Origin of the sequence: Cupriavidus sp. D384 (genome assembly GCF_001652915.1) — a bacterium.
In the GTDB taxonomy this organism is placed as follows: domain Bacteria; phylum Pseudomonadota; class Gammaproteobacteria; order Burkholderiales; family Burkholderiaceae; genus Cupriavidus.
Genome location: NZ_BBQI01000130.1, coordinates 1 through 23121, shown reverse-complemented (window position 1 = coordinate 23121; position 23121 = coordinate 1). Strand labels below are relative to the sequence as shown.

18 protein-coding genes are annotated in these 23121 nt (G+C 62.2%); 10 read left to right on the top strand and 8 right to left on the bottom strand.

The window, feature by feature from the left end; genetic code table 11:
• Positions 1-7: 7 nt before the first annotated feature.
• From A9J21_RS29015 to A9J21_RS29005, 3 genes are all read right to left on the bottom strand, one after another.
• On the bottom strand, positions 8-1648 hold the full coding sequence (locus tag A9J21_RS29015) for a PAS domain-containing sensor histidine kinase (RefSeq protein WP_066742176.1): 1641 nt from the start codon (positions 1646-1648) through the stop codon (positions 8-10).
• 443 nt (positions 1649-2091) lie between these two features.
• On the bottom strand, positions 2092-2535 hold the full coding sequence (locus tag A9J21_RS29010; RefSeq protein WP_066742173.1) for a nuclear transport factor 2 family protein: 444 nt from the start codon (positions 2533-2535) through the stop codon (positions 2092-2094).
• Between the two features lie 137 nt (positions 2536-2672).
• Complete coding sequence (locus A9J21_RS29005) at positions 2673-3875, bottom strand: NnrS family protein (protein ID WP_066742169.1); 1203 nt, start codon at positions 3873-3875, stop codon at positions 2673-2675.
• Positions 3876-4241: 366 nt separating this feature from the next.
• On the opposite strand from A9J21_RS29005, the gene A9J21_RS29000 reads away from it, so the two are divergent.
• On the top strand, positions 4242-5873 hold the full coding sequence (locus tag A9J21_RS29000; protein ID WP_066742166.1) for a methyl-accepting chemotaxis protein: 1632 nt from the start codon (positions 4242-4244) through the stop codon (positions 5871-5873).
• Between the two features lie 10 nt (positions 5874-5883).
• Here the strand turns inward: A9J21_RS29000 and A9J21_RS28995 are convergent, their stop codons facing one another.
• The 5 genes from A9J21_RS28995 to A9J21_RS31825 all read right to left on the bottom strand — a co-directional run bounded on the left by A9J21_RS28995 (position 5884) and on the right by A9J21_RS31825 (position 11108).
• Positions 5884-6933 (bottom strand): ImpA family type VI secretion system protein, encoded by a 1050-nt coding sequence (locus tag A9J21_RS28995; protein WP_066742164.1) that lies wholly within the window; start codon positions 6931-6933, stop codon positions 5884-5886.
• Between the two features lie 2 nt (positions 6934-6935).
• Positions 6936-7952: a type VI secretion system baseplate subunit TssG gene (tssG, locus tag A9J21_RS28990; protein WP_066742553.1), complete on the bottom strand. Its 1017-nt coding sequence runs from the start codon at positions 7950-7952 to the stop codon at positions 6936-6938.
• 2 nt (positions 7953-7954) lie between these two features.
• Positions 7955-9835 carry a type VI secretion system baseplate subunit TssF gene (gene tssF / locus A9J21_RS28985; RefSeq protein ID WP_066742162.1) on the bottom strand — a complete coding sequence of 627 codons (1881 nt, stop codon included), beginning with the start codon at positions 9833-9835 and terminating at the stop codon, positions 7955-7957.
• A gap of 4 nt (positions 9836-9839) precedes the next feature.
• Positions 9840-10361 carry a type VI secretion system baseplate subunit TssE gene (gene tssE / locus A9J21_RS28980; protein WP_066742160.1) on the bottom strand — a complete coding sequence of 174 codons (522 nt, stop codon included), beginning with the start codon at positions 10359-10361 and terminating at the stop codon, positions 9840-9842.
• 144 nt (positions 10362-10505) lie between these two features.
• Positions 10506-11108: a TagK domain-containing protein gene (locus tag A9J21_RS31825; protein ID WP_156546326.1), complete on the bottom strand. Its 603-nt coding sequence runs from the start codon at positions 11106-11108 to the stop codon at positions 10506-10508.
• A gap of 461 nt (positions 11109-11569) precedes the next feature.
• Here A9J21_RS31825 and tssH point away from each other — a divergent pair, with 461 nt between their 5' ends.
• The 9 genes from tssH to A9J21_RS28930 all read left to right on the top strand — a co-directional run.
• On the top strand, positions 11570-14278 hold the full coding sequence (tssH, locus tag A9J21_RS28970) for a type VI secretion system ATPase TssH (RefSeq protein WP_066742154.1): 2709 nt from the start codon (positions 11570-11572) through the stop codon (positions 14276-14278).
• Between the two features lie 39 nt (positions 14279-14317).
• Positions 14318-14851: a type VI secretion system contractile sheath small subunit gene (gene tssB, locus A9J21_RS28965; protein WP_066742151.1), complete on the top strand. Its 534-nt coding sequence runs from the start codon at positions 14318-14320 to the stop codon at positions 14849-14851.
• A 58-nt stretch (positions 14852-14909) separates the two neighbouring features.
• Positions 14910-16403 (top strand): type VI secretion system contractile sheath large subunit, encoded by a 1494-nt coding sequence (gene tssC / locus A9J21_RS28960; RefSeq protein WP_066742148.1) that lies wholly within the window; start codon positions 14910-14912, stop codon positions 16401-16403.
• Between the two features lie 121 nt (positions 16404-16524).
• On the top strand, positions 16525-17010 hold the full coding sequence (locus A9J21_RS28955) for an Hcp family type VI secretion system effector (RefSeq protein WP_066742146.1): 486 nt from the start codon (positions 16525-16527) through the stop codon (positions 17008-17010).
• 124 nt (positions 17011-17134) lie between these two features.
• Positions 17135-19597 (top strand): type VI secretion system Vgr family protein, encoded by a 2463-nt coding sequence (locus A9J21_RS28950; RefSeq protein ID WP_066742144.1) that lies wholly within the window; start codon positions 17135-17137, stop codon positions 19595-19597.
• 16 nt (positions 19598-19613) lie between these two features.
• A complete protein-coding gene (locus A9J21_RS28945) occupies positions 19614-20492 on the top strand; it encodes a DUF4123 domain-containing protein (protein ID WP_066742141.1) in 879 nt (292 codons plus the stop codon).
• The gene (locus A9J21_RS28940) at positions 20489-21364 is read left to right on the top strand and encodes a hypothetical protein (RefSeq protein WP_156546322.1); all 876 of its coding nucleotides are present in this window, start codon (positions 20489-20491) and stop codon (positions 21362-21364) included. The genes A9J21_RS28945 and A9J21_RS28940 overlap by 4 nt, the downstream gene beginning before the upstream one ends.
• A gap of 247 nt (positions 21365-21611) precedes the next feature.
• Positions 21612-22397 carry a DUF3304 domain-containing protein gene (locus A9J21_RS28935; RefSeq protein WP_197497591.1) on the top strand — a complete coding sequence of 262 codons (786 nt, stop codon included), beginning with the start codon at positions 21612-21614 and terminating at the stop codon, positions 22395-22397.
• Positions 22394-23121: DUF3304 domain-containing protein (locus tag A9J21_RS28930; RefSeq protein ID WP_156546318.1), on the top strand; the 728-nt coding region annotated here is incomplete at its 3' end. The genes A9J21_RS28935 and A9J21_RS28930, both read left to right, overlap by 4 nt.

Sequence of the window (23121 nt, the reverse complement as noted above, 5' to 3'; positions counted from 1 at the left end):
AAGCGGGCTAGCGCGCGCCGCCGGCCAGCCGGGCCAGCGGCAGTTGCACGCGGAACATCGATCCCTTGCCTAGTCCGTCGCTGTGGGCGGTGACGCTGCCGTTGTGCATCAGCACCAGGTTCTTGACCATCCACAGGCCCAGCCCCAGCCCCGGCGCGCGATTGGCGTGTTCGCGGTGCGCCTGCTCGAACCGCTCGAAGATGCGCTCCAGCGCCTCGGGCGCGATGCCCACGCCGGAATCCCGCACAGACAGCACGACATCTGCGCCGTCCGAGGCAACGGCCAGTTCCACCGTGCCACGCTCCGCGAACTTCAGCGCATTGGTCAGCAGGTTCAGCACCACCTGCTTGAGCCGGTGTTCATCGGCCATCACCAGGCAGGGCAGTGCCGGCGCGACGATCAGTGTCACGTTGCGTGATTCGGCGTCGAGCCGCAGATCCTCTGCCACGGTAGTGGCCAGCGCGGCCATGTCCAGCACGCGCAGGTCCACCGACAGCTTGCCGGTCGCGATGGCGCCGCTGTCGAGCAGGTCGTCGACCATGCGGGCCAGCTGGCGGGTATTGCGTTCGATGACTTCGGCTGCGCGCCGCACATGGGCCGGATCGGTGCCGCGCTCCAGCAGCGTGGTCCACCAGAGAATGGCGTGCAGCGGCGACCGCAGTTCATGGCTGACTGCCGCCACGAAATGGTCCATGGCGCGGGCGCCCCGTTCGCTGATTTTGCGGGCGCGCTGTTCTTCCTGGGCCACTGCCTGGTAGTGCAGCTCCGATGCCTTGCGTGCCGTAATGTCGATCGTGAAGCCGATCAGCGACTGCGCCGAGCCGTCCTCAAGGTAGCGCGCGGCGCCGCGTGACATCAGCCAGCGCATGGCGCCGTCCTGCCAGACCACGCGGTACTCCACCTCGAAATGCGCGCGGCTTGCGATGGCCTCGGCCATGGCTGCGCGTACCATGTCGCGGTCGTCGACATGCATCAGCTCGCCAAAGACCCGCGCTTCGTCGATGGCGTCGTCCGGTTGCAGCCCCATGTTGGCCTTGCACTGGTCGGTACAGGCCATGAAGCCGGTGGCGACGTCGAGTTCCCACGCGCCAACCTTGGCAAACGAGAGCAGTTCTTCCAGCTGCTTGCGGTGCGTTTGCAGCGCCGCGTTGGCTTCTTCCACCAGCACCTGGCGCAGCCGCGCCTGCGAACGCAGCTTGGCGTGCTCGCGGCGGGTCTGTTCGGTCTTGACGATCTGGTCGGTCACATCCATGACCTGCAGCACGAATGCCGCGTCCGATGCGCCGTCCAGGCGCGTGGCCTTGGCCTGCCAGTAGCGCTCGGTGTTGCCGTTGCCGGCAGGGTGGCCGTCGTAGCGGATCAGCGGCGACAGCCGCGACTCGCCTTCCATCAGGTTGTCGAGCGTGGCGAGCAGCCACTCGCGGCGCGCCGCCATCTGGGCCTCGGACAGCGAGGGATTGATGTCGAAGACCGATTTGCCCAGGACGTCGCCACGCGAGCGGCCCGCCATGGCCAGGTATCGCGCGTTGGCGGCCACGACTTCGAGCGCCGTATTGAGCACCAGATAGGACTCGGGCAGGGCGTCGAACAGCGCGGCCGTATCAAGCAGACGTTCCTGCGGGCGCTGTTGTTCGGCGGCGTCTGGCATCGTGGTCTCGCGGGCTTAACGTGTGCCCGCGTCGGCGTACGCGGGAACACGGGCCAGCAGGTCCGCCTGGTCCAGCCTGGCATGCTGCGCCGAAGTGGCGGCGCGCAGCGAAGCCAGCACGTCACGCAATGGGGGCGATTGGGGGGAAGGACTGGATGGGGTCGAGTGTTCAGTCACGCGGGTGATGATCCGATGGTCCCGAAAATTACGGCATGCGCATTGCCGCGGCGAAGGCTTTGGGCGATGCCGAGGATGCGAGCCCACATGGTACAGGAAGTCCCCTGACACACGGTTTCTGCGGCGTTTTGCGCATTTCCATGCGCGACGCGCAATAAAAAAGGGCGCCACCCGCGCGGGGGCGCCCTTTGTATTTGCATCTGGGTCTATCGAAAGATGTCAGACATCCTATCAATGTCCGGACTTGCAGACAGGCAGGTGGTGGCTCAGGCAGCCGCCTTCACCGCCTGGCGGGCAATCAGCTTCCAGTGCCCGCCCTGCTTCTGCCACACCTGCAGCACCTTGAGCAGCACGGTACCCTGCTTGCCATTGTCGAGCGTTTCACCGGACAGCGTGTGGCGGATTACCGCGACATCGCCCGACACATGCACCGTCTGGTCGGTAATGCTGATGCTGACGAAGTCCGACTTCTTGTCGAGCAGGTCACCGATAAAGCTGGTCTTGGTGTCGATCCGCCCGCCCGAATGTCCATAGCTCAGTGATTCACCCACCAGGCCCGACAGCGTTGCCTGATCCGGATCGACCATGGCAACGCGCAGTTTTTCGGCGGCGGACGTGACGGCCTGGCTGTCGGCCGGCTGCGCCAGTACCGGCGCGGTGGCAATGCCCAGCAGAATGGCGGCGCCCAGCGCCGCGGTGAATTTACGCATGATGTCTCCCGTTTGTTCTGTATTGCGAGGGTGGTCGATGAGGCAACCGTCGCGAGTCATTGACGCGATCAGTTGTAGGTCATCGTATCACAACAAACTGAAACCGCAACGTGGGGTTGCGCCCGGGAGACTTGGTATCAGCCCTCCTTGCCATCCAGTCGGGGGCGGGCCAGGAACGGGGTGTACTTGATCAGGTAAAGCACCAGCGACAGCACCCACAGGGCGCCAGCCAGCGCGATGGCCTGCGGCTTGAAGTCCGGCAGCGCGAGCGGGCCGGCCACGCGCACCACGGCGGCCAGCACCATGAACAGATAGGCCAGGTGCTCCATGCGGCCGGTTTCCAGCCGGCGTCCCGTATGACCGAGCGCGGTACGGGTGACCATCGCAATAATGGCGCAGCCGATCACGCCCACAGTCAGCGCGTGGAGCGCCGTGGAACGGTCGAGCCAGCCGGCCGCTGCCGCGGCAATCAGCACGAAGCCGACCGGCAGGAAGGCATACGCCGCGTGCAGGATGCTGACGATGGGCTTGCGCAGCGTGCGATGCGAATCCCAGCCATACAGGCGCACGCCATGGGCGACCGCGGCACCCAGTGCCAGCACGCCGGTCAGCCACGCGGGTGCCTGCAGCGCGGCGGCAACCGTTGCCAGCAGCGTCAGTGCGATCACGCTGCGTTCCACCGTCTGCCAGCGGCGGATGCGCACGCCCGGAATGGCGTTGGCGGTGAACATCGGAATCACGCGGCCGCCGATTACCGTCACGAAAATGGCGACGAGCCCGGTGGCAGCTTCGGCCGCATGCAGCGCCCAGTCGATGCGGCCAGCCTGCAGGGCAGCATGAAAGCCGATATTGAGCGCCCCCATGATGCCGAGCGCAATCGCCAGGCCATAGTTTCGCTGGCTCCTGGCGCGGCGCAGGATGCTGTAGAAGCTCATGCTGCACAGGGGCAGGAAGGCGACATCGGCCGCAATGGCCGCCCACGCTGGCCCGGTCCACATCAGCACGCGGGCCAGCGCCCACACACCTGCCAGCGCGCCCAGCCATGCCCCCTGGGGGGTCTGCAGGCCAGTCCAGTTCTTGCCCGCCGTGAACAGGAAACCCACCACGACGGCGGCCGAAAAGCCGAAGACCATCTCGTGTGCGTGCCACGCCATGCTGCCCAGCCACGGTTGCGTGGCCGGTATCCACCAGCCCAGATACATCGCCACCCAGGCGGCCATGGCCGCGGCGCCAAAGGCTGCAGCCAGCAGGTAGAACGGGCGGAAACCGAGGGCCAGGATGGGCAGGCCGCGATAGGTCGGCGTGCGCGAAGGGGGGGATATCTGCAGCAGGACGGACATGGTGAAGAGCGCGAAAGCGTGGAAGGCGTGCGAAGACGTGAGGAAACGTGCGGTGTGACGGAATCGATTCTAGGAAAGATGCATGTGAAATGCAATTTATTGATGCAATGCGGTATGCAATCCGTTGCCTGAGTGAAAACACCGATGCGATTTACCCCTCAACCCCTCCTCGCGTAGGGGTCAATCGATGCCATGTCTGCCGTTAGCCAGACAAATCAGACATTAAACAGAGCGCGGCGCCACGACGCCCGCCAGGACCAAAAAGAACGGGTTCTCTCAGCGATGTCGGCCATGGCGCACGCCATGGCTTCAATCGTCTTAGGCCTGCCGTTGGGCCACTGAATCGGGAATAGAGGGAGAAGGACCGTGAAATTCAAAGACCTTTCGATCAAGACCAAGCTCCTTGCGGGGTTTGGCACGCTGGCGTTGGTGGTGCTGGTGGTATCCGGGCTGTCGCTACGCGCGCTGAGCCGGTCCACCGACGGCTTTGCCGCCTATATCAACGGGCTCAACGCCCGGGCCGAAGTGGCGTCACAGGTGCGTACCGCCGTGGACCGGCGGGCCATTGCCGCGCGCAACCTGGTGCTGGTGAGCACCCAGTCCGATCTCGACCTGGAAAAGGCCGAGGTACTCAAGGCGCACAGCGATGTGGCGGCGCGCCTGGGCAAGCTCAAGCAGATGATCATGGCCGAAGGCGTGAGCCAGGACGCGCGCGACCGGGTAGCCGAGATCGATCGCGTCGAATCGCGCTACGGGCCCGTGGCGACCGATATCGTCGGGCTGGCGCTCGACGGCAAGAAAGACGCCGCCATCGCCAAGATGAATGCCGAGTGCCGCCCGCTGCTGGCGGCGCTGGTCAAGGCGACACGCGACTATGCCGATTTCACGCGCGAGCGCCAGCAGGAGATGATCCGCAACCTCGAAGACGACTACGCGCGCCAACGCATGTTCCTGATCGTGGTGGCAATAGCCGCCGTGGCGTTCGGCATCTTCGGCGGGCTGCTGCTGACGCGCGCCATCATCGGCCCGATCCAGCGCGCGGTGGATGTGGCACGAACCGTGGCCCGGGGCGAGGTCGGCATGCAGATCGAAGTGGATTCGCAGGACGAGCCGGGCCGCCTGCTGGCCGCGCTGCGCGACATGAACGACCGCCTGGCCGAAACCGTCGTGCGCGTGCGCGAAAGCAGCGGCAGCATCGCGCTGGCAACCGGCGAGATCGCCAGCGGCAATATGGACCTGTCCAGCCGCACCGAGCAGCAGGCGGCGTCGCTGGAGGAAACGGCGGCCAGCATGGAGGAACTGACGGCAACGGTACGCCACAACACCGAGAACGCCCGCCAGGCCAGCGAACTGGCGCGCAATGCCGCCGATGTGGCGCAGCAGGGCAGCGGCACGGTAGGCCGCGTGGTCGATACGATGGAGGGCATCAGCGCCAGTTCGTCGAAGATCGCCGAGATTACCGGCATCATCGAGAGCATCGCGTTCCAGACCAACATCCTGGCGCTCAACGCGGCGGTGGAGGCCGCCCGCGCGGGCGAACAGGGCCGTGGTTTCGCGGTGGTGGCCAGCGAAGTGCGCAGCCTGGCGCAGCGCTCGTCGAACGCCGCCAAGGAGATCAAGGAACTGATCGACGCCTCGGTGGCGCAGGTGCAGGCGGGCTCGACGCTGGCCAGCGAGGCCGGGCAGACCATGGTCGAAGTCACCCAGGCCGTGGCGCGCGTGACCCATATCGTTGGCGAGATCGCCGCCGCGTCGGCCGAGCAGAACCGTGGCATCGAGCAGGTGAACCAGGCCATCGTGCAGATCGACCAGGTCACACAGCAGAACGCGTCGCTGGTGCACGAGGCCGCCGTGGCATCAAAGTCGCTCGAGGACCAGGGCAGGTTGCTGACCGATGCGGTGGCGTTCTTCAAGCTGCCGGGCAGTGGTGGCCAACGCGCATCTGGGGGCCAGGCAGGTCAGCGCCAGGCTTCGAAGGGCGGCATCGCGTTCACGTAAGCCGCATCGGTCACGGTGCTTGCCGTGACCACCGCTCCACCAGGTCGGCCGGAATGGCCTGGAATACCTCGTCGAAGCGCTTGCCGGTCAGTCTTTCGGCCTGCCGAAGCAGGAGCGCCACGGGACTGCTGGGTTCATTGATTTCAAACCATTGGCGAGCCGTGAGAATCTGGGCCAGGGCAGAGTCACGGTTCTCCGGCACTTCGGCGGTTGGCTGCGCGGCGACCTCGGGGGGACAAGGATCGTCGGCGGCTTTGCTTTCGCCTGTCTCGGGAAGCGGATTGTGAGCAACGGAGGGTGCGATGGACGGGGTTGCCGGCACAGTGGTGTCGGCAATCATGCCAAGCAGCTTGCGCAATGGATTCAGGTCGGCAAGATCGTCCGCAAGGCGGGCCTTCGCCCAGTCGTCGATAGCCTGCGCAAATCCGGCCGCTTCGTCTAGTGCGCCCAGCGTCGGACTATGTTGCTGCCGCAATTCCTGTAGCTGTCGGCGCACCGATTCCGGCGCCAGGGCATCGGCAGGGCGTGGCACGCCGAGCGATCGCTCGACATCCCGCATTTGCAGCCGGAGTGCGGCGTTGTCCGTGATCGCCAGATCCCGCACATCCAGCATCAGGCCCTCGGGATCGGTCAGTGCGGCCAGTGCGTTGGCCCGCATGGCGGGATCGGCCTCTCCATCGATCATCAACTGTGGATGAATCGCATCCGGCCATTTCAACAAGAGGCGCGCCAGGGCAGAGAGGCCGTCCCGCAGGCCTGCGGCTTGCGCCAATCGCGTCCGGCAGCGCAATAACAGCACCATGATGCGGATATCGCGTGTGCGCAGTAGCAAGCGCCGGCAGTCGCGTTCCAGATCCGCCCAGTTGACGGCTTCGGGCGCGCTGACGAAGTCACCGTACTGCGCGTCCGATTTCGGCGCTGCTTTTGCCAGCAGTACAACGAACTCCGGGTCGTATTCGAGGTCATCGCCGCAAGGGCGCCCGCGGGCGACCGGCTCCAGCAGCTCGGGAAATGGACAATCCGTCGTTGAGGTCTGTACGGGCCTGGACTTGGTTTTCATGGTCAGTGCATTACGTAATGCTCGGGCTCGAACACCATCCCGGTGATGGTGCCGCTGCGGGCCGGCTCGCCCAGCCAGGTAGACCAGCCCAGGCGTTCCTGGGAACCCAGGATGGCGGGAGGCGCAGCGTCTGGGATCACCTGAAGTTCGACTTCCCAAAAGAACTCATGACCAACAAAGCTGCGCACCCATTCAACAAGCGTCGGCAGATCACGCCCGTTGGGCGTGAAGTTCAGGTATTGCTGCAGCGCCAGCGGACCTATTACGAGCCGGAATTTCTGCTGCCGGTCAGGCACCATCTCGCCAAGCATGGCGCCTTGCCCCATAACACCCGAGGCGCCAGGGTTCCCCAGGCGGCAGTGTTCGGCGGGATCGATCGCGACCCAGTGCAGCACATACTCGTCCAGCCTGACGGGTACCCGGAAGAAATGCGAGAGCGTGGTCACAATGCCATCGGGGTTGCGCGCTTCGCGGACCTGATGCGCGCTGGCGGCAAGCCGTGCGTGCGCGGGCAGCGGACTGCGCGCGATTTCCTCGCCTTCGCAGCCGGACAACCAGCCGATGTAGCGCGAAAATACTTCGTCGTCGCGTCGGTCAAGACCGGCAGCGGACTGCGACCTGGCCCACGCGTCATAGAACTGCGTAGTGGCGCGATGATGGAACAGATCCAGGAAATCGGCCGTCGTGCTATCCCGGTGTGCCTCACTGCGCTCGCGCACAATCTCTGTCAGGTGGATCGGCAGCGCCCCATTCGGCCCCAGCATACCGAGACCGAATAACTGCACCTTGAGCCTGCCAGACTTCGACTGTACCTGCGCGATTTCGCGGGGTGCGAAGGTCAGCGCGGCTTGCTGACCGATACGGAAAGCCTCGTCACGTGGCAGAGAGGCTTGCCCCACCGGAGGCAAGTCACGACGCTGGGCAGACAGATGGCGCAGAAGCCCCGCGAAGCTCAGCTTCCAGGGTGCCTGTCCGGCGTAACCGCCCGGCGGCGCGTTGTCATCGAATCCTTTGAACATGGCTATACGGCGCTCCGGCCACCCATGCGCACGGGCCAACGATGCACGAGGCCGCGTTGCATCGAATGCAGTTCGGTCTCGGTGAAGACGTTGACGGACACATGACGGGCCAGGAAATGCTCCAGCACGACGCCAAACAGATACGGGCTGATGCCGGAGAAGCCGCTCTCGTCTACGGTGACCTGACACTGGATGCCGCGGCCGTAGATGAGGGGACCGTTTCCCGGCAGCCGCCGCGTGACGGGCTTCACCTTTGAGCCGATCAGGCTCTTGACCTGCCCGAGATGCGCGCTATCGTCGTTCGCCACGAAGAGGCGCAGCATGTCGCGCAAGCCCTGGCCCCCCGAACGATGGTCGAGATCGGTCAGCGCCAGGTAATTGAAGCCAAGGAGTCGGATCAGGCGCCAGGCCATCTCCCCGTCCGCATAAGGCGCGCGTGGGGCAGATGGTGCGCGGATCAAGCCGATCCCTTCTACTGGAATCGACGCGGCCGGCGTCAGGTCGGAAAGTCCATTGCGCGGCACCAGGTTTGGCAGATCACGATTGGTGGTCAGTGAGTCCACGGACAGATGGCGCAGGGTGTCCGGATAAGGAGCCTCGTGCTGGTCGACCAGCGAAACGAACACCTCGGTCCCGACATATGCCGTGCGCGTACCGTATTTGCGAGCATGCTCCGATATCAGGCGGCGCTCGCGCCGCAAGGAGAAGTAGCGACCATGGTTGCCTTCGTCACTGTTGAGTGTGGCAAAGAGCGGCCGAAATTCGATGCCGGCACTGTGCTGCGACTTCTGTCCGGCGAGCTGCCTGACGGCATAGATCTCGTAGTCGAGGGGATGCTGACGATCGGCGACAAGGTGGAACTCCGCACGGCCTGGCGTGATCTCGATGCGATCTGTGCGCTTCGGAAACAGGTTGACCACTGGCGTGCAGAAGAGTGCGAACTGGTTGCGGTCGACCTGGCTGGTCAGGTTGCCCGGCGGCTTGGAGAGCAGGACTACGAGCTCGGCTTCCTTGCCTCGGATGCGGCTGAGTCCCTGGGCCAGCTGGTTGAGTCCAAAAAAGTAGAAACGCTGCGGGCACGCAAAGTACTCGTGTAACAGGTTGTGCCCGTGAAAACTGTTTGCCTGCAATGGCAGGGCACCTTCGCCCGGGCCCATGCCCACGAAGCTGACGGCGTCCTGCGTGACGGCGCAGGGGGGCTCGGTCATCGCTCCGGGCTGTAGAACGATGGTTGCGACGCCCGCGCTGTGCAATAGCTCGAAGAGGTGAGAGGCAATCTGGTCATCCCCGCGCAGATATACCGGCAGATGATCCAGTCCGGGCAACTGATCGAACGTCGCAGCGCGCGTGCAGCGTAGTCGCAGGCGTAGCGCTCCCTGCACCGTCACGTGGGCTGGAACATAGCGCTCCAGTCCCCGGATATCGGGCGGAATGCCCGTCAGACGAGCCTCCGAAATCTCGATCGGCCACAGCGTCAATGGCTGTGTGGTCCGGAACTGACAGGCCGTTCGTTCACCTGGCGCCGGGGCTGCATTGACTTCCGTGCCCCGTTCCACCTCCACCCCGTGAGCAAAGTCACCCTCGCTCTGGCTGGGCCGGAATTGCGCCACGGCGATCGACGGCGTGGGTGCCACGTAGTTTGGGTGTGTGACCTCGAGTAGCCGTTGCGTGAAGCGCGGGAACTCGGCGTCCAGTTTGATCTGCGTGCGCGCCGACAGGAAGCAGAAGGCCTCGACAAGACGTTCGACATAGGGGTCGGCGACTTCGGTGCCGTGCATCCCCAGGCGCTTTGCGACCTTGGGATGTTGTTGCGCAAACTCCCCGGCCAGCTCGCGCATGTAGACGAGCTCGCGGTTGTAATAGTCGAGCAGTTGTGGATCCATGGCATCAGCTTGCGTGGATCGACTGGACGCTCATCCGGCTGGTTTCCAGGTCGAGCGAGCTTTGCGCCGTAAATGCCATGGGATACGGGTCCATATGGATGAGGCCTTTGATCTCAAACAACAGAGTGTTGTAACGCTGCGGCGCGTCTTCCTTCAGCAGGGGTTTGACGTCCAGTGAGCCTGGAATCAACCGGGGCTCAAAATCCAGGATTGCGCGCCGCACGATGGTGACGATGTCGTTCCACTTGTGTTCGGACAGATAACTGCCGGCAACCGGCGGTACTCCATAGTTGATGGTCGAACTGGCTGCTGCGGGATAGCGTTTGCGGTCGATTTCGTCTTCGCGGTTGGTGGTGTTGAGCAGAAAGGTGAGATCGCGTTGGATGATCTCGCGCATCTGGGCCCGAGTCACGGTGTACTCACCTGAAGCTTCCGTCTGTCGCTCCGGGGCGTCATCGCGCAGCCGGTCAAAGAGCGTTGGCAGCAATTGGCTATTCGGGCGACGCGGGGGACGGTGCTCAGTCATGGTCGGTGTCGATTGGGGGGGCGGCCTCTTCAATATCCCGTGCTTCGGCGAGCGCCAGCTGCACTCACTGCGCCAGCGGTTGATCCTGGCTGCCGCATCACGGTGGCGGCCCTCGAAGCGCCATTGCTGGCGAAAGGTCCCGCATCACTTCCCATGTCCGGACTCCTGCGCTTGCGCCAGACGATAGGCGCTGTCCATGGAGACGAGATGGTGGTCTCGGCGGGTGAGGGGAGCGGCGACGTCTTGTCGGCGCGTGGGGGCGAGACCGCCCGCGAACAGGCGCAAGACGTCCGGCGCATGTGGGACCGCAAACAGTTCATGACGATCCAGAGAGTCGAGACGATCGCCCACGTCTTTGAGGTTGGCTGGGCCTTCGAGCAATTCGAGCAGACTGTCCTCGCCGTGTCCCGCGCGTGTCATGGATTGAAGCGGATCTGCACTCGCCTGCGTGAAGGCGGGTGTCGCTGACACGGCGACCGCCATCGCATGAGGGCTTACGTAGTCTGGATCGCGCAAGGCCGCTTCCGCCTCGCGCCGGAGTTGCTCCAGCACGTCTGTTGGCGCCGCCGACGCGTTGCCGGCGGGATCGGTGAACGTTGTACGGCCAATGGGCGACAGCAACGCAAACGTGTTCTCAACATCCGGTTGCGAATGGCCGAGCATGTGCGAGATACCGCTGTCGCTCGCGCAGGTCGTTGCCGAAAAACTGTCGCCCATAAGCGGCCTTTCCGCGTCGCGCATGCTCATCTCACTCTTGTCCCGGTTGATCCAAGGGGAGCGATGATAATCGTAAATCGCGACAATTCAAAGCGTAACCCGTCCAATCAATTTATATTAAATTCAGATTTAAATATTAATAACAACTGTTTAGTAATTCAGCTATTGATCGGTATTGGTTTTATTGAGCTTCGGTCGTTGGCGATCGGTGGAAATCCTATGTTTTCGGACCTAAGTCAAAGCCACGTAATGTTTTTTTATTCTGGGCTTGACTGCCTGCCGCCTAACTGGTCCTTGGTAGGGAATAGGAAATCAGAATAAATAAGAAATTAGGAAATTATCGTTCGAGTGTGCCGGGAATATTGCAATTCCGATTGGGGTCGGGAATTGCATGCATGTTGATTTTCAAATAGCCTAAAAAAAGAGATTCTATTTTGGCAGTCTCGGGGGCATACGCAGTGGCCCATTCAGATAATTGACAAAGGCATCGGATGGATATCTCGCGTCAGGCGCTGTTCGGTCGACTCAATCCCACGCTGTTCAAGGCAATCGAAAGTGCGACGGCCTTCTGCAAGCTGCGTGGCAACCCCTATGTGGAACTCGTACATTGGCTGCACCAGCTGCTGCAGGCCCATGATGGTGATCTTCAACGGGTGCTGAGGCACGCTGGGGTCAACTTCCCGACGCTCGAGGCTGATGTCACACGCGCGCTGGCGGCGCTGCCTGCTGGATCGACCTCGATCAGCGACTTCGCCTTCCAGCTTGAGTCCGCGATCGAGCGGGCGTGGGTCTATGCAACGCTGGCGTTTGCAGATCATCACGTGCGCGGCGCTTACCTGCTGACGGCGCTGCTCAAGACGCCGGAACTGCGTCGCGCGGTGCTCGGCATCTCAAGCCAGTTCGCCAAGGTACGGGCGGACGACATGGTTGACAGCATCCCGGCAATCATCGCCCAGTCACCCGAGAGCCTGGAAGCCGCGTACGACGGTAGCGGCTTCGCCCCCGCTGTGCCGGGGGAGACGAGCGGTGCGATGGCGCCTGGCAGCTCTGGCAAGAGCGCCTTGACCCAGTATTGCCGCGACCTGACCGAGGAAGCCAGAGCCGGCCGGCTTGATCCGGTGATCGGTCGCGAGCACGAAATTCGCACCATGACGGATATTCTGCTGCGCCGTCGGCAGAACAACCCGCTACTGACCGGCGAGGCGGGGGTGGGCAAGACCGCCGCGATCGAAGGACTGGCGCAGGCCATCGTCGCCGGAGACATGCCGCCGAGTCTGAGGGACGTTCGCCTGTTAAGCCTCGACGTCGGGGCCTTGCTGGCCGGCGCCAGCATGAAAGGCGAGTTCGAGGCCCGCCTGAAGGGGGTGCTCGAAGAGGCATTGCGATCCCCCAGGCCCGTCATCCTGTTCGTCGACGAGGTGCATACGCTGGTTGGCGCGGGCGGCCAGGCCGGAACCGGCGATGCGGCCAACCTGCTCAAGCCCGCATTGGCGCGGGGCACGTTGCGCACCATTGGGGCGACCACATGGAGCGAGTACAAGCGCCATGTCGAGAAAGATCCGGCGCTGACCCGACGCTTTCAGGTACTGCAGGTGATGGAACCGGAAGAAGCCAGCGCGATCGCCATGGTGCGCGGTCTTGTGGAGGCATTCGAAGCGCACCATCAGGTGCTGATTCGCGACGAGGCGGTGCATGCTGCGGTGAAGCTTTCGCATCGCTACATCCCGTCGCGCCAGCTACCGGATAAGGCCATCAGCCTGCTGGATACCGCCTGCGCGCGCGTAGCGCTATCTGGGCATGCTCCTCCTGCCGTCGTCGAAAGCTTCCGTCGGGAGCTGGCGGCTGCACAGGCGGAAGCCAGCCTTCTGGCCAGGGAGGCCAGTTTCGGCAAAGCCGACGAACGCCGGATTGCGGCGGTCGATCATGCAATCCGGCAACTCGAAGTCCAACTTGGTCAGTCACAGGCGTGCTGGCAGCAGCAAAGAGACTTGGCCGCGGACATTCTTGAGCATCGGCGCGCGATTGCAGATTCGCAAACGGAGCACATCAATGGTTCGAAGCGCGCGGTACTGGGCGATCTCGAAGCCACGCTGCGGGCCGCGCAAGGCGATGCACCGCTGGTTCATACCGAAGTGGATGAAGCTGTGGTGGCGGCGATCGTGGCTGACTGGACTGGAATTCCTGTCAACCGCATGGTTGCCGACGAGGTCGCCACGGTGATGGCCCTGCCGCAGACGCTCGGCGGGCGGGTCATCGGACAGGATCACGCCCTGGATCAACTTGGTGAACGCATCCAGACCGCACGTGCGCAGGTGACCGATCCCAACAAGCCGGTTGGCGTCTTTCTTCTGGTGGGGCCCTCGGGTGTGGGAAAGACGGAAACGGCGCTGGCGCTGGCCGAGACGCTCTATGGCGGCGAGCAGAATCTCATCACCATCAACCTTTCCGAGTTCCAGGAATCCCATACCGTCTCGACCCTCAAGGGTGCGCCTCCCGGCTACGTTGGATATGGCGAGGGAGGCGTGCTGACCGAGGCAGTGCGTCGTCGTCCCTACAGCGTGGTGCTGCTCGACGAGGTAGAGAAGGCGCATCCGGATGTGCACGAAATCTTCTATCAGGTCTTCGACAAGGGGTACATGGAAGACGGAGAAGGTCGCTACATCGACTTCCGGAACACGATCCTGCTGCTCACCAGCAATTGCGGCGCGGGCCTGCTGACCAGATTTTGCGAAGACCCGGCGGTGGCGCCGGAGCCCGCTGCGCTGCGCGATGCCCTTATGCCGGCGTTGCGCAAGGTGTTTCCTGCCGCATTCCTTGGGCGTCTGGTGGTGGTCCCGTATTTCCCGCTCGCGTCGGAGAACCTCGGAAGGATCGTTCGTCTGCACCTGGACCGGGTCGTGGCGCGCATGCGCGACCAGCACGACATCGGGTTGACCTACAGCGACGGTGTCGTGTCACACATCGTCGAGCGCTGTCCTGTCGGGGAAACCGGCGCGCGGCAACTGATCAGCTTCATCGAACAGGTCATCCAGCCCCAACTGGCCAGACGCTGGCTGTCCGCGCTTTCGGAAAAACGCCAGATCGCCGCAATCGAGATCGCTTTGACTGACGACAAGACCCGCGCGCTCACCTATCTCACCGAATACATTGCCGGCCCCGATGCCATCGGGCCAGAGATTTCCGAGGCCAAAGCGGCCTGACGCCGCACGGCACGTCCATCCAGCCCGTTGAGGAGATTCATGTCTGTTGTGAACAGTTCGCAAAAATTCATCGCTCGTAATCGTGCGCCACGCGTGCAGATCGAGTACGACGTCGAGGTCTACGGTTCGGAAAAGCGTATCGAACTGCCATTTGTGATGGGGGTGCTGGCCGACCTGTCCGGCAAGCCCGCCGAGCCGCTGCCAGCGGTGGCCGATCGCAAGTTCCTCGAGATCGACATCGACAATTTCGATGAACGCATGAAGGCGATGAAGCCGCGCGCGGCGTTCGCCGTGCCTAACACTCTGACGGGCGAGGGCCAGTTGATGGTCGACATGACCTTCGAGAGCATCGAGGACTTCTCGCCGGCCGCGGTCGCCGGCAAGGTGGATGCGCTCAGGCAGATGCTGGAAGCCCGCACGCAGCTTGCAAACCTGCAAACCTACATGGATGGCAAGTCGGGCGCCGAATCGCTGATCAACCGGCTGCTGCAGGACCCCGCTTTGCTACAGGCGCTTGCCAAGGCGTCGAAGCCTCAGGTTGCCGAGAGCGACGAGGGGGCAGCCCAATCCTGACTGTGGCGGCTGAAGCGATTCAGCGCTTTCCTGATCCAATCCATCGATAGGGCAATCCATGGCTTCCGCACAACAACAGAAACAACAGACCGCCGCGACGGATGAGCATTCCGACTTTGCGTTGCTCATCAATCGTGAGTTTTCCCCGAAGACCGACCAGGCTCGCGAAGCTGTCGATCTGGCCGTCAAGACGCTGGCCGAGCAGGCCCTGGCGTCGACCTTTACGATGAGCGACGATGCGTACAAGAGTATCGAAGCCATCATCGGTGCCATCGACAGGAAGCTGTCCGAGCAGATCAACCTGATCCTGCACCACGCGGACTTCCAGAAGCTGGAATCCGCGTGGCGTGGCCTGCATCACCTGGTTTCGAACACCGAGACAGATGACAAGCTGCGAATCCGGGTGATGGATGTGTCCAAGGAAGAGTTGCGCCGTACGCTGCGACGCTACAAGGGTATTGGCTGGGACCAGAGCCCGTTTTTCAAGCGCGTCTACGAAGAGGAGTACGGCCAACTGGGCGGCGAGCCGTATGGCTGCCTGGTCGCGGACTATTACTTCGACCACACCCCGCCGGACGTCGAACTGCTTGGATCGCTAGCCAAGATCTCCGCAGCGGCACACGCGCCGTTCATCGCAGGCGCCTCGCCGTCCGTGCTCCAGATGGATTCCTGGCAGGAATTGGCCAATCCGCGCGACCTCTCCAAAATCTTCCAGAATCTGGAGTACGCGCCGTGGAACAGCCTGCGGAACTCCGAAGACGCGCGCTACGTGGGTCTGGCCATGCCGCGCTACCTGTCGCGCCTGCCATATGGCATCCAGACCAACCCGGTCGACGAGTTCGACTTCGAGGAAGATACCGACGGCGCCGATCACCGCAAGTACGTGTGGAGCAACGCCGCGTATGCCATGGCGGTCAACATCAACCGCTCGTTCAAGCTGTACGGGTGGTGTACGTTGATCCGCGGCGTGGAAAGCGGTGGGGTCGTGGAAAACCTGCCGTGCCACAGCTTCCCGACCGACGACGGTGGCGTGGATATGAAGTGTCCGACCGAGATTGCGATATCGGATCGTCGCGAAGCCGAACTGTCGAAGAATGGCTTTATCTCTCTCGTGCATCGCAAGAACACCGACTATGCCGCCTTCATTGGGGCTCAGTCGCTGCAAAAGCCGGCCGAATACTACGATGCGGACGCCACGGCCAACGCCAACCTTTCTGCGCGCCTTCCGTATCTCTTTGCCTGCTCACGTTTCGCGCATTACCTCAAGTGCATCGTGCGCGACAAGATCGGTGCGTTCAAGGAGCGCGAAGACATGCAGCGCTGGCTGAACGAATGGATCATGAACTACGTCGATGCGGATCCGGCAAATTCCTCGCAGGAGACCAAGGCGCGTCGCCCGCTGGCCGCCGCTGAAGTCGTGGTCGAGGAACTCGAGGGCAATCCCGGCTACTACAACGCCAAGTTCTTCCTGCGTCCGCACTTCCAGCTGGAAGGCCTGACCGTGTCGCTGCGCCTGGTCGCACGGCTGCCGTCGGTCAAGGACGCAGCCTGAGCATTTTCACCCCGCTATCAAACCGGTAGTTCCCCGGCAAGCGCCGCCGCCTCGCGGTTTCCCGGGGCGGGCATTTCTGCGGCGTATTTCTGCACTTACCTGAACGAAAAGGAGCATTGCAATGGCGCAGGACATCTTCCTGAAGATCAACGGCATCGACGGCGAGTCCCAGGATTCGTCGCACAAGAATGAAATCGAAGTACTGGCCTGGGATTGGAGCATCGAACAACAGTCGACCATGCACGCGGGAAGCGGTGGTGGCGCCGGCAAGGCAACGGTTTCGGACTTGTCGTTCGAGCATTTCATCGATCGTGCATCGCCCAACCTGATGAAGTATTGCCTGACTGGCAAGCACATCAACGAGGCGGTGCTGGTGGTGCGAAAGGCTGGCGGAAACCCGCTCGAATACCTCAAGCTCACCATGAGCGACGTGGTCGTGACCAAGGTTGCACCGAAGGGATCGATCGAGGACGAAGTGCGCATGCGCGAGACGGTTGCGCTGTCGTTCTCCAAGGTCAAGCAGGAGTACGTCGTGCAGAACGCACAGGGCGGCAGCGGCGGTGCAGTGACCGCTGGCTACGACATCAAGGGCAACAAGGAAGCCTGATTGTCATGAGTGTCCCCGTTGGTGGCATCAGCGTGACCGGCGGGGGCCGACATGTCCAGCGCGGACAGAAATTTCTGGTTCCGGTCCACGCATTACGTCTGCCCAATGACTGGGAGTTGATCTCATGAGTGCGCTAAACAATCTGGCAAGTCCGGCCGGCGGCCGGCCTCGAACCGTCAGCGTTTCCAGTGCGGCAATTCCCGACCTGTTGGGACAGCCGCAGTTGGAGTTTGTACGGCTATCAGGTCATGAAGCACTGAGCGAACTATTTACCTACAAGGTGGAGTTGCGTGCCGTCTCGCCGGCTGCGGAACAGTTCCTGGCCGAAGCAGACCCCGATGAAATGATCGGACGCGAAATGACCATCACTATTGAACTCGATGGCATGGGCACAGGTTTGCCAGGAGGGATTGGCGCCGGACACCGGGAGATCACCGGAGTCATAGCGGAAGTCGAGTATGTGGGTGGCGTTGCCGATAACCGGCTGTATCGCTTCACCTTGCGTCCGTGGCTTTGGCTCGCGACGCGGACCTCGGACTTCAAGTCTTTCCAGAAGAAGACGGTCATCGAGATTCTGGATGAGGTCCTCGCAGATTATCCTTTCTCGGTGGAGAAACGGCTGGACACATCGGTTTATCCGAAGCTGGTCTGGGAAGTGCAGCACGGCGAGACTGACGCTCACTTCATCCAGCGTCTGACAGAAGAGTATGGCATTACCTATTTCTTCGAGCATGACGGCGGCCATCATCGGCTGATTCTGGCCTCTGAATCGGGAGCCTATCGCAAGTTCACCAGCGAGGCATATCACACGCTGCCCCTCTACCCGCGCGGATTCAAGATCGACCAGGAGCATCTGATCCGCTTCGATCCGGTCAACCGCTTGCGTACGGGAAAGGTGACGCTGAATGATTATGATCATCGAAAGCCTCGCGCAGATCTGACCACCAGTAACAGCCAGCCCCGCGATACTGGATTTGCGGATCTTGATCGCTATGAATACCCGGGCGACTTTACCGATCCGTCTGTTGGGGCCACGCGGGCGAGAGTCCGCATGGAAGAGCGCCGCGCGTCTGGCCGGCGCGTGCGAGGCGTCGGGGCCTTGCGCGGCGTTGCGGCGGGCTGCACCTACATGGTCAGCAATCACGACAACCCCGCGATGAATCGCGAGTATCTCGTGACCGGCGCAACGCTGGATCTGGAAGATGTGGGCGTTGAATCCGGTAGCAGGCAGCAGTTTGCGTGCCAGGTTGCCTTCGAGGGCCATCCGACTGACGAGGTTTTCCGTCCACCACTTACGGTCGGCAAGCCGCGCGTGGCCGGCCTGCAGCGGGCGATAGTGACCGGGCCAAAGAACCAGGAAATCTGGTGCAACGACCACGGCAACGTGATCATTCAATTCGAATGGGATCGCTACGGGAAGTACGATGAAAATTCCTCCCCGTGGATTCGCGTCGTCAATGGCTGGTCTGGCGATCAGTTCGGCGCCATGCACATCCCACGCATTGGCCAGGAAGTCATTGTCGCCTTCCTGAACGGCGATCCGGACTGCCCGCTGATCGTAGGGCGCGCGCCGAACCAGCGCAATATGCCGCCGTGGGCGCTGCCTCACCAACAGGCACTATCAGGCTTTCGCAGTCGTGAATTCGCCGACGGCAAAGGAAAAGGCGGAGGTCGCGCGAACAAGGTGATCGCGGACGATACGCCTGGCCAACCGCAAGCGCAGATCGGTTCCGACTATCGGGCGTCGGAGCTGGCGCTGGGTCATATTGTCGATATCCCGGCCAACGCGGGTCGCACGGACAAGCGAGGAGAGGGCTTTGAGTTGCGCACGGACGCGTGGGGGGCATTGCGCGCCAGCCTGGGCATGCTCATCAGTACCTATGAGCGTCCGTCCGGCGATGACTACGCACTGAGCATGGGCGCCGTGGTGGACGGGCTGAGGGAGGGCGCCCGCGAGGCCGATCAACTTATCGATGCAGCCAGGACAGTCGAGGCCCACGATGGGGAGCCCACTGACGTGTCGCAGGTTCTCGCGCAGCAGGCCGATGCGATGAAGGGGGAAGGGCGCCTTAAAGAGATGACCTCACCTCATCTGGTTCTCACCAGCCCCACAGGAATTATCCAGACTACACCGGGTTCCGCCCATATTCGCAGTGGGGGGCACGCGGCCTTGACTGCCGGCCAACACATCTCCATGACAACCGGGGGCGGCCTTTTCGCCAATGTGCGCAAGGCATGGCGGGTGTTTGTTTATGAGGCCGGAATCAGGCTGATGGCCGCGTCTGGTGACATCGATATTCGCGCGCTCAAGGATTCGATCAACCTGCTGGCGAAGCTGAAGATCACCCTGAAGGGGAAGCGAATCGAGATCAGCGCCGAGGAGGAACTGCGCCTCGCGGGTGGCGGCAGCGCCATTGTGCTCAACGGTGACATCAACGAGTACACCCCGGGCGGCCACACGATCCATGCGGCGAGAAAAGCGAAGTCGGTGCCCCGCAGCATGCCGGTGGAGTTCGAGACAAAGTCGGTCTGTGTTGAGTGTCTGCTCAAGGCGGCCAAGAGTAATGCGGCGCTACTGATGCGTTGAGGCCGCGACAGACACCATGACATCAACGATGCCCCTTTATGTACTCGCCGACGGTGCGCAGTTCCCTGCTGCCGTCGCTCAACTGGTTCGGCAGGCTCCGGAGTACCGCAACGTCTATGCCGGAATGCCGGAGGAATCGGCGGGAGATGCTTCGCTGTTCCTGGCACGCGTGGGGGACCCCCACTCGGCGTGGATGACAAAGCTGGACGATCTGGACCAGAAGATGCCGTGTATCTCCCTGATCCTGAGTGATGCCGGCATCGATGCGCTAGCCGTCCATCTCCAGCAGTTTCTTGTCGCCGACCTTGGCGACAAGCTGTCGTCGCTGGTGCGCTACTTCGATCCTCGCAACCTCGCCGTGTTTCTGAACATATTTGGCCCAGAGGTTGCCGGGAAGCTGACCGCACCGCTCTACCAATGGAAGTACCGCGGACACTCGCGGAGATGGAATGGAATCAATGGCGGCGCGCAATACGCGGCTGTGCTTAGTGCCCCGGCGGATATCAAGCTGGACCAGAAGCAACTGGACTACTTGATTGCGCACTGCGAGCCAGACCAGATGTTGTTCAGCCTGATCGAACGCGGCATCGTCGACGGCAGCGGCCCGTACGTGACGCGTTTCGAGAATTTCCTGCCGCGGTATCAGCGGGTTGCCACCTGGGGACTCACCGAACCGATGTGTCGCCTGAGGTATTGCGAACTGAGCTACCGATACGGTTTGGATTTTGACCAGCATCCGGAGGTTCGTGCTGCCCTGGAAGCGAGAGTGCGGTCGGGTCGCCTGCTCGGTGACCATATCGATGCGCTACCTGGATACGTATGGGAAGGGCTCGAAACGGGTCGAGGGGATGAATTGAACAACAAGGAAGATCGAAGTGGGAGGCCTGGCGCGTGATGAACATTGGACGAATTGTGAGCGCAATAGCTAACCTCAAGCGCCCAATGAAGACTAGTGCTGAGGCGAAGGCTGTATTGAAATCGGTCACGTTCGGTGCGGTGTTGGGAACGGCATGTAGCATTTGGTTCTGGCTGAACACGACGATCCCAAGGAGCCGCATCGATCCAAGTCTTGAGATTGGCGAATACCTTGCCATGCTGTTGGCGCTCATTCCAATGAGCGCTGGAATGGGTGCATTGTTGCTGTTGTCGGTGCAGCGACTTCTACTACGCTTGTTCCGTCCTAAGTCGATCTACTCAAGGACAGCCCTGTTATTCACGAAAGACTTCCTGCGCGGAGCCGCAGTTGTCATAGTGATCGTTCTGGCCATCGTGTTTTGCGCCATTCTCGTCGCGCTTGGCATTGGGGTGTATGGAATCTTCACTCTAAAAGATGTGCTCTTTATTTTTATAAATGCCTCGCTATCGGCGCCATCTGCTCCTGCATTTTGGGTCTCTGGTCTGTGTATCGCGTTGTGGAAGTTGCTACATCGGGAGGGAATTGAGTCCAATTCAATGGGCCAAACCGATGGGGACACGGCGCATCGTCTGGGAAATGCGTTGGTGATGGAAAGCCTGAAGGCAGGAGCACTGAGTGCTGTTGCGCTACTCGTTGTCTCGGCAATTGGCGCACAAGATCCCACGATATACGGTGTCGGCTACGTGGTATTGATCAATGGGGCCGTATTCCTCGTGCCGGCGTTCTTCTTCGGCGCACTTGGACCGCTGTTTGGTAGCTACTTCGATTCAGTGTTAGTACGGAAGATGATTCGCTATTTCTTCCTAATCTACGGTGCCATGACGCCCAAGCTGCTTGAACTCTTAAGGTGAGCAATGTCGATTCATATGTAGCGCAGGGCGAGGCGAATGAGATGGCAAATTTCGAAGTGGTCGACACCCTTCAAGTCCCGTTCGTCGCCGACGAGCCAAGGAAGTGGACAGGGCAATGTCCGGTTCGCAGCCAGCTTGCGGACGACAGCGGACTGCATCCGACAGGATGGCATCAATGAAATGTTTTGGAACTTTGGCAGTGTCGCTTGCGTTGTTCCAGTTGGCTGGCTGTTCGGATGGCGGGTCGATGAGCGCATCACCCGCACCGGTGACAAATGACGCGCAGTATGAGCTGCCGCCCGTCGTGAATCCGGGCGGCGTGAGCGGGCTGAACTACACCCCGAGCTACATCGCCCGCTTCGGCATCACCGGAGAGAACGGCATGCGCGGCGGAGGCCCCAATATCTGGCGAGTCGAGGAGGGTCAGGATGGTCCCGCTGGCGGAGGAGCCGAGACCTGCTGCATCGGCATCCCGGAGGTCTGGAAGCCCGACATGAAGGTAACGATCCGGTGGGAAGCGGCAAAGGTGATGGACGGCAAGACGCCGGGCGTTCACTACATGGCGGAAGCGCGCATTCCGCAGTACGCGAGGGAAACGGCTGGAATGTGGGCAATCTTCCTGCCGGGGGATCGGGTGAAGGTGATGGTGCGAGATGGGAACGCCAATGGGCGTAACAGCTTGGACGCCCGTCCTACTGACGACGACCCATACGTGGCGCAAGGGGTGGTGGACGAGGAAGCGGAGCGCAAAGCGGCGGAGAGGCGGCGCAAAAATGCGGAGGGAACGGCGACGGCGCGTCGCCGCATCGCGAAGCAACGCGAGGCGGAGGCGATGGAAGAAACCGGAGATCGAGCGACGGAACTGCGCCGCGAAGCGGTGGAGGAGCGACGGCAGGCAGATGTGGTCGAAGCGAATGCGGCCGAAGCGGAGGCGCTCCTCGCTCAACTATTGGAGCGCGAAGCGGCAGCGCGCCGTTGCAAGCACGATGCCTCTCAAGCCTCGGCGGATTGTCCGGAAGGAAAAGCAAGATGAGCGTACTGCGCTGGCCGGCAAGGATGCCGGAGACGAATGCTGGCCGCTTGCCGGAAGGACCTGAAGCCTATGGACTCGGCCGCGGCAAGGTGGACAGCAGGAGAGCACCCGTGAAGTGCTTGGCAGCATTGGTGATATCGCTTGCGTTGTTCCACTTGGCTGGCTGTTCGGATGGCGGGTCGATGAGCACATCACCCGCACCGGTGACAAATGACGCGCAGTATGAGCTGCCGCCCGTCGTGAATCCGGGCGGCGTGAGCGGGCTGAACTACACCCCGAGCTACATCGCCCGCTTCGGCATCACCGGAGAGAACGGCATGCGCGGCGGAGGCCCCAATATCTGGCGAGTCGAGGAGGATCAGGATGGCCCCGCTGGCGGAGGAGCCGAGACCTGCTGCATTGGTATCCCGGAGGTCTGGAAGCCCGACATGAAGGTAACGATCCGGTGGGAAGCGGCAAAGGTGATGGACGGCAAGACGCCGGGCGTTCACTACGTGGCGGAGGCCCGCATTCCGCAGTACGCGAGGGAAACGGGCGGAATGTGGGCAATCTTCCTGCCGGGGGATCGGGTGAAGGTGATGGTGCGAGATGGGAACGCCAATGGGCGTAACAGCATAAGCGCCCGGCCTACTGACGACGACCCATACGTGGCGCAAGGGGTGGTGGACGAGGAAGCGGAGCGCAAAGCGGCGGAGAGACGCCGCAAGAATGCGCAGGGAACGGT

What these genes read in the sequence shown, in the direction of transcription:
- tssC (WP_066742148.1), top strand. Translation starts at nt 14,910, where the DNA reads ATGGCTTCCGCACAACAACAGAAACAACAGACCGCCGCGACGGATGAG.
- tssG (WP_066742553.1), bottom strand. Translation starts at nt 7,952, where the DNA reads ATGTTCAAAGGATTCGATGACAACGCGCCGCCGGGCGGTTACGCCGGA.
- tssF (WP_066742162.1), bottom strand. Translation starts at nt 9,835, where the DNA reads ATGGATCCACAACTGCTCGACTATTACAACCGCGAGCTCGTCTACATG.
- A9J21_RS29015 (WP_066742176.1), bottom strand. Translation starts at nt 1,648, where the DNA reads ATGCCAGACGCCGCCGAACAACAGCGCCCGCAGGAACGTCTGCTTGAT.
- A9J21_RS29010 (WP_066742173.1), bottom strand. Translation starts at nt 2,535, where the DNA reads ATGCGTAAATTCACCGCGGCGCTGGGCGCCGCCATTCTGCTGGGCATT.
- A9J21_RS28955 (WP_066742146.1), top strand. Translation starts at nt 16,525, where the DNA reads ATGGCGCAGGACATCTTCCTGAAGATCAACGGCATCGACGGCGAGTCC.
- tssE (WP_066742160.1), bottom strand. Translation starts at nt 10,361, where the DNA reads ATGACTGAGCACCGTCCCCCGCGTCGCCCGAATAGCCAATTGCTGCCA.
- A9J21_RS28945 (WP_066742141.1), top strand. Translation starts at nt 19,614, where the DNA reads ATGACATCAACGATGCCCCTTTATGTACTCGCCGACGGTGCGCAGTTC.
- A9J21_RS28995 (WP_066742164.1), bottom strand. Translation starts at nt 6,933, where the DNA reads ATGAAAACCAAGTCCAGGCCCGTACAGACCTCAACGACGGATTGTCCA.
- A9J21_RS31825 (WP_156546326.1), bottom strand. Translation starts at nt 11,108, where the DNA reads ATGAGCATGCGCGACGCGGAAAGGCCGCTTATGGGCGACAGTTTTTCG.
- A9J21_RS28935 (WP_197497591.1), top strand. Translation starts at nt 21,612, where the DNA reads ATGAGCGCATCACCCGCACCGGTGACAAATGACGCGCAGTATGAGCTG.
- A9J21_RS28950 (WP_066742144.1), top strand. Translation starts at nt 17,135, where the DNA reads ATGAGTGCGCTAAACAATCTGGCAAGTCCGGCCGGCGGCCGGCCTCGA.
- tssH (WP_066742154.1), top strand. Translation starts at nt 11,570, where the DNA reads ATGGATATCTCGCGTCAGGCGCTGTTCGGTCGACTCAATCCCACGCTG.
- tssB (WP_066742151.1), top strand. Translation starts at nt 14,318, where the DNA reads ATGTCTGTTGTGAACAGTTCGCAAAAATTCATCGCTCGTAATCGTGCG.
- A9J21_RS29005 (WP_066742169.1), bottom strand. Translation starts at nt 3,875, where the DNA reads ATGTCCGTCCTGCTGCAGATATCCCCCCCTTCGCGCACGCCGACCTAT.